Origin of the sequence: Proteus sp. G2609, from assembly GCF_963896135.1 — a bacterium.
GTDB lineage: Bacteria > Pseudomonadota > Gammaproteobacteria > Enterobacterales > Enterobacteriaceae > Proteus > Proteus mirabilis.
On the sequence record NZ_CAWQNB010000046.1, the window covers coordinates 1 to 5,450 of the forward strand.

7 protein-coding genes and 3 pseudogenes are annotated in these 5,450 nt (G+C 36.7%); all 10 read left to right on the forward strand.

Annotation, left to right across the window (positions count from 1 at the left end):
• A pseudogene (locus AACV01_RS17920) lies at positions 1-351 on the forward strand (hypothetical protein); the annotation flags it as partial.
• The gene (locus tag AACV01_RS17925) at positions 308-535 is read left to right on the forward strand and encodes an RHS repeat domain-containing protein (protein WP_442956606.1); all 228 of its coding nucleotides are present in this window, start codon (positions 308-310) and stop codon (positions 533-535) included. The pseudogene AACV01_RS17920 and the gene AACV01_RS17925, both read left to right, overlap by 44 nt.
• A 95-nt stretch (positions 536-630) precedes the next feature.
• Positions 631-1,014 (forward strand): hypothetical protein, encoded by a 384-nt coding sequence (locus AACV01_RS17785; RefSeq protein WP_185969118.1) that lies wholly within the window; start codon positions 631-633, stop codon positions 1,012-1,014.
• A gap of 3 nt (positions 1,015-1,017) precedes the next feature.
• Entirely contained in the window at positions 1,018-1,386 is a 369-nt protein-coding gene (locus AACV01_RS17790; RefSeq protein WP_012367873.1) for a hypothetical protein, read from the forward strand.
• A 186-nt stretch (positions 1,387-1,572) separates the two neighbouring features.
• Positions 1,573-1,962, forward strand: a pseudogene (locus AACV01_RS17795) (RHS repeat-associated core domain-containing protein); the annotation flags it as partial.
• Positions 1,957-2,328, forward strand: coding sequence for a hypothetical protein (locus AACV01_RS17800; RefSeq protein WP_049196492.1), 372 nt, complete (start codon positions 1,957-1,959; stop codon positions 2,326-2,328). The pseudogene AACV01_RS17795 and the gene AACV01_RS17800, both read left to right, overlap by 6 nt.
• Before the next feature lie 2 nt (positions 2,329-2,330).
• On the forward strand, positions 2,331-2,798 hold the full coding sequence (locus AACV01_RS17805) for a hypothetical protein (protein ID WP_161682257.1): 468 nt from the start codon (positions 2,331-2,333) through the stop codon (positions 2,796-2,798).
• 358 nt (positions 2,799-3,156) lie between these two features.
• Positions 3,157-4,002, forward strand: a pseudogene (locus AACV01_RS17810) (RHS repeat-associated core domain-containing protein); the annotation flags it as partial.
• A gap of 27 nt (positions 4,003-4,029) precedes the next feature.
• A complete protein-coding gene (locus AACV01_RS17815; protein ID WP_161682259.1) occupies positions 4,030-4,629 on the forward strand; it encodes a hypothetical protein in 600 nt (199 codons plus the stop codon).
• 387 nt (positions 4,630-5,016) lie between these two features.
• Entirely contained in the window at positions 5,017-5,337 is a 321-nt protein-coding gene (locus tag AACV01_RS17820) for a hypothetical protein (protein WP_161682261.1), read from the forward strand.
• Positions 5,338-5,450 lie beyond the last annotated feature (113 nt).

A 5,450-nucleotide genomic window follows, 5' to 3' on the forward strand; every position in this document is an offset into this window, starting at 1 on the left:
ACACAAAATCAGCTGACCGCATGCTTTACACCGAAAGGGGATTGTTGGCACTATACTTATGATGCTTTTGGTCGACGTTTGAGTAAAACCAAAACCGTTGACAGTGACTTAGCCCATATAGACCCATTATTTCCGCAGATTAAGCCTAAAATCACCACGTGGCGCTATTTATGGTCGGGAGACCAATTGATAGAAGAAACGCCGATATATGCCGATGGTACTCTTGCGGTGTCTCAGAAAATCCAATGGCTGTATCAACCCGGAGAGATAACGCCCACCGCGCTATCAACAGGGCAAACTGCACTATGTGGTCACCGATCACCAAGGAACCCCGCGAGAGATATTCAGTGAAGGCGGGCAAGCCAGTTGGGCAGGACGGCTGAATACATGGGGCCAAATGCAGTTTTGGCGTTACCGAGAAGGCAAGGCGGAGAATGATCCTAATTACACCGAATGTCCTTTTCGTTTTGCGGGGCAATATGAAGATGAAGAAAGTGGCTTTATAATCGCTTTCGTTATTATGATAAGGAGATAGGGCAGTATTTTTCCCCAGACTCGATAGGGTTATTGGGTGGGCTGAATCCATATGGGTATGTGCATTGTCCGACGGGTTGGGTTGATCCGTTTGGGTTGAGTGGAACGTCTCAATTAAATGCATTTCAAAATGCTAATTTCGCCGACTCCCAAAAATTAACTCAGCATTTCGAAAAACATGGCCATGAGTTCAGAGCTACTTCAGAAGCTGAATATTTAAAAATTGGCCGAGATGTAATAGAAAAAGGTCATAAAGTTGAGTACTATTACAAACCATTAGAACAATACCGTACTGGCTATGTAATGTACATGAGAAATACGAAAAGAGGTGATGTACAAATGGCATTTGTAGGTATTAACCCTCAAGGTCAGATAGCAACTATACACACAAAAAGTGGTAAAGACGTTTGGAAATTACTCAATGGTAATAAAGATGAAAAAGTTATCAATCTTATACCTAGAGATGCTAATGGGTTATAATACATGAAATATTATGCAGAAGTAGTTTCATTAAATCCAAATGTTGAAGAAGAAGTAACGATTTCACTTGGTGACATTACACTTACGTGTTTTATTTGTAACCTAAATAATCCAATAAAGTTAAATGAAATTTATTTAGTTGAGCTTGAACTCGAAATTTTCGATGAAGTAAGAGCTAAGTTGGCCACTGATATATTACCAAAACAAATAGGTGATTCTTTTGCATACGAATTAAATGGTTATTTGCTAGAAAATAAAATTATTATATCTAATATAATTCTTCAAGATGATTTGTTATATGAAATTTCATTTTATGAAAATAAATATGTTTGTATTTATATAGATAGAATTAACATTTCATTTTTCAATTAATATAAGGATAATAAAGGCAATGTTTATTATCCTTTTGAAATTCCATAGTCTATCGGTAAGCTAGTTATATACTCTACCATCAGTTCGCAAATTGAGTGTTTTCTCGTACAGAGTTGCACTTGTTGTTGATTTTGCTGCTTAATCGCTCGAATATCTTCGCTGTCTGGTGTCAATAAAGCGTGACGCTATTTATGGTCGGGAGACCAACTGATAGAAGGAACGCCGATATATGCCGATGGCACTCTTGCGGAGTCTCAGCAAATCCAATGGCTGTATCAATCCGGAGAGATAACACCCACCGCGCGTTATCAACAGGGCAAACTGCATTATGTGGTCACCGACCACCAAGGAACCCCGCGAGAGCAAGGCGGAGAATGACCCTAATTATACCGAATGTCCTTTTCGCATTGCGGGGCAGTATGAAGATGAAAAAAGTGGCTTTATAATCGCTTTCGCTATTATGATAAGGAAACAGGGCAGTATCTTTCTCCAGACCCTATAGGGTTATTGGGTGGGCTGAATCCATATGGGTATGTGCATTGTCCGACGGGGTGGGTTGATCCGTTTGGGTTGAGTGGTACTTCAAAACTTAATAATGCATCAGTTGAAAATAACCCCCGATTCTTGGTTGATGCTAAAGGTCAAGTTTTAGATTTAGAGTATTTTAGAAATCTAAAATTTGATGGGCAGATAATTAATGCTGGAAGAAGTGGTAATAAGTTACCTGCAATAGGAGAGCCTGGTACTTACTCTAAAACAACAGGCGGACATGTAATTGTTTACGGATCTGATGGTAGACGAATGGCTGACATATCTAAGGAGCGAATTAAAATTGTCGAGTGGAATAAGGATCCAAGAGGACAGTATCATTATAGAACTGGAAGTGATACGAAATTTGCAAATAGAGAAATACCCGATGAAATTAAAAAGTTATTGGAGTGAAAATGAAAAATTATCCAAGTATAGTATCTAATGCTCTTATAGCGATATTTCCAACTCCTTTTCCGTTGAACTATAGCTTACCTAATTTTGTTTCGAATTGTGTGGGATTAGAAGCAGTTTTAGCCTGTGCAGGATTATTTTGTCCTGAGATTATTGAAATTGATGGTGCTATTTATCGATGTGAGAATAATGATGGAAAAATGACACCATATGAGGGGTACGGTAAAGATAAAAAAACCTTGGAAAAGGTTAATAACGTTTTTTCATTCAATGATTTCTTTCTATCTACAACTGAAGATGCAGCTTGTTCTAGTGAAGTATTAATGACTGAATTCAGTGAGGTTCTAAAGTATTTTTGGGGTATTAGATTAAAAAGCCTTTACCCAAATAAAACATTTGCATTTATTATCACTGATGATGGTTTATATGGAGAAGAAGGTTTTTGTATGACCTTTTATGAAGTTGAATAATAAAAGTTTATAGCCAGAAGATCTTCCAATCTTCTGGCTTCTTCGTTTTTAAGAGCGGTTCAGCTTACACTTTAGCTACTGATATATTATTCCACCATTAGCCAGCGTATCGTGTTTTTTATTGCACTCAGTTGCGCTTGCTACTGTTAGTTTTGTTGTTTAATTACTCGGGCGCTTTGCTGTCCGGTATCAATACCAAACACTTGTTTAAAATCTTCACGATAAGGGTGAAAACTGTCTCAAATCTGCGCCTTTTAACCACGGCCTCTAAGGTGTATCGCGGGCGGTGGTACAGTTTTGTTATCGCTCCTCCGCATAATTAAAAAATTGTCCATACACGCGGTTTTGCCCCAGAGAATGGCTCTATTTATGGGGAGTGGACAGTACTCTTGCTACGTCTCAGCAAATCCAATGGCTGTATCAACCCGGAGAAATAACGCCCACCGCGCGTTATCAACAGGGTAAACTGCATTATGTAGTCACCGACCACCAAGGAACCCCGCAAGAGATATTCAGTGAAGGCGGACAAGCCAGTTGGGCAGGACGGTTGAATACGTGGGGCCAAATGCAGTTTTGGCGTTACCGAGAGGGCAAGGCGGAGAATGACTCTAATTATACCGAATGTCCTTTTCGCTTTGCGGGGCAATATGAAGATGAAGAAAGTGGCTTGTATTATAATCGCTTTCGCTATTATGATAGGGAAACAGGGCAGTATCTTTCCCCAGACCCCATAGGGTTATTGGGTGGGCTGAATCCGTATGGGTATGTGCATTGTCCGACGGGGTGGGTTGATCCGTTTGGGCTGACGGGTGGTAAGGGGAATAAGGGGGCTCCAGTAACATCTAGTTTTATAAATGATGATATTATTAACCATTCCGCAAAAGGAGATTGGAAAGAAGCTAGCTCTATGCCTCCAAGAGATAGAAAAACCTTTCCAAATGGTGTTCGAGTGGGAAATATACCGAGTCACGCATCGAAAGCAAAACGCTCAGGGACAGCGCAGTCATGGTTTCCTGAAAACTGGAGTGACGCTGATATTAAAGATGCAGGGCAAGCAATATGGAGATCATCGAATAGTGTCCGAGTTGATATGCCTTCTGGGGGAGTTATGGTCTCAGGTACGCATAATGGTGTATTTATTCGTATTGTCCGCGACCCTAAAGGGGGAGGCTCTATATTCCCTGATAACACAATTCAACCATGATGGACTTGTACTAATATGAAATATAGAATGAATGAAATTAAAATAAAATGTGATGAAATCCTTCTAGTCAATATGTGGTATAATTTGGATGAGTCATTTTTTTGGCCAATTATGGAATTAATTGACCTCGATGATGATTCACTTATAAAAATATATAGCACTATTGAAGAAAAATATCTTAAAATTTTATATCATGAAACAGTTATTGTTCCTGTAGTTGAATCAACTCAATGCGAAAAATTTGTTGACTATATTAAAAGCGCTAGTAATAGTAAATCGAATTTCATTGATGACATTCTAGTTAATGATCTTGAATCAGCTTTGTTTATTAATTATGAAGAGCCTAATTCCCCTACTAAAATAAAATATTTTAGTAGGGTTTATTCAAAGTTAAAAAGAATCATAAAAAATGACCAAGACAAACCTTGGAATGAAAAGAGGGTTAAAGAAATATTGAATCAGATTGTAATTATCTCAAGTGAAAACAAGTCTGAGTACTTTACTTATATACAAGTATATTGGCTTAGTATTTATTTTAATCAGTACAGAAAGTTTAGTAGTGATATTAATAGTATAGAGTTATACAAAAAAAAGTTATCAGATATATTTCCATGTGCTAGACTTTAATGATATATAAAATATTATATAAAAGTAATTGCACAGAATCCAATAATTGAAGAAGTGACAATTTCCCTTGGTGAAGCTGTACTTACATGTTTTATCTGTGATTTAAATAATCTAATAAAATTAAATAATATTTATTTAGTTGAGCTTGAAATCGAAGTTTTCGATGAATTAAGAGCTAAGTTGGCCACCTATATTTTACCAAAACAAATTGGAGTTTTTTTCGTATATTTTTAATCAATTTACCAAAATAGTTAATGGTGAAAATTTAACTTTTATAATTAAAGATTCTCTTTTTGCAGGGCCTAGTGGAAAGTTTGCTCACTTTGAATCTACTTGGTAAGTGATGAATGATGGAACTTTAAGATTAACAATGATGATCCCTAAATTATGATTGAACAATTTGATAACCAAATATTAGATATTTTTGGAATAGAGCCAGATAGTTTTGATGTGGATTTTTTACAATGGAATTATACTTTTAGTAAAGAAGGCATCAAATTATTTTTTGTATACTCTATGGATAAAACAGTATCTATTTCACTGTATTTAAATGATATTTCAATTGCTTTTTGTTTTGGTTATGGATTGGAAACATTGAGTATAAAAGATAATAAAATTTATGGTGACTTTGATTCTAATTGCGGTAAAAGAACGTTAGAACTAGATCCTATAAATATTACATTTAAATGGATAGATAAGCTTTCATAAGCCAACAATAGTTGTTTAGTTTAGCATATCGCTCCTTGTATATTCAAAACCACAAGGGGCGATGCTACAGCTATTTCAGCAACAGCAAGCAGGACGGGTGACTCGCCGTTACA

Coding starts and splice junctions, on each gene's coding strand:
- AACV01_RS17815 (WP_161682259.1), top strand. CDS start 4,030: ATGAATGAAATTAAAATAAAATGTGATGAAATCCTTCTAGTCAATATG.
- AACV01_RS17805 (WP_161682257.1), top strand. CDS start 2,331: ATGAAAAATTATCCAAGTATAGTATCTAATGCTCTTATAGCGATATTT.
- AACV01_RS17790 (WP_012367873.1), top strand. CDS start 1,018: ATGAAATATTATGCAGAAGTAGTTTCATTAAATCCAAATGTTGAAGAA.
- AACV01_RS17820 (WP_161682261.1), top strand. CDS start 5,017: ATGATTGAACAATTTGATAACCAAATATTAGATATTTTTGGAATAGAG.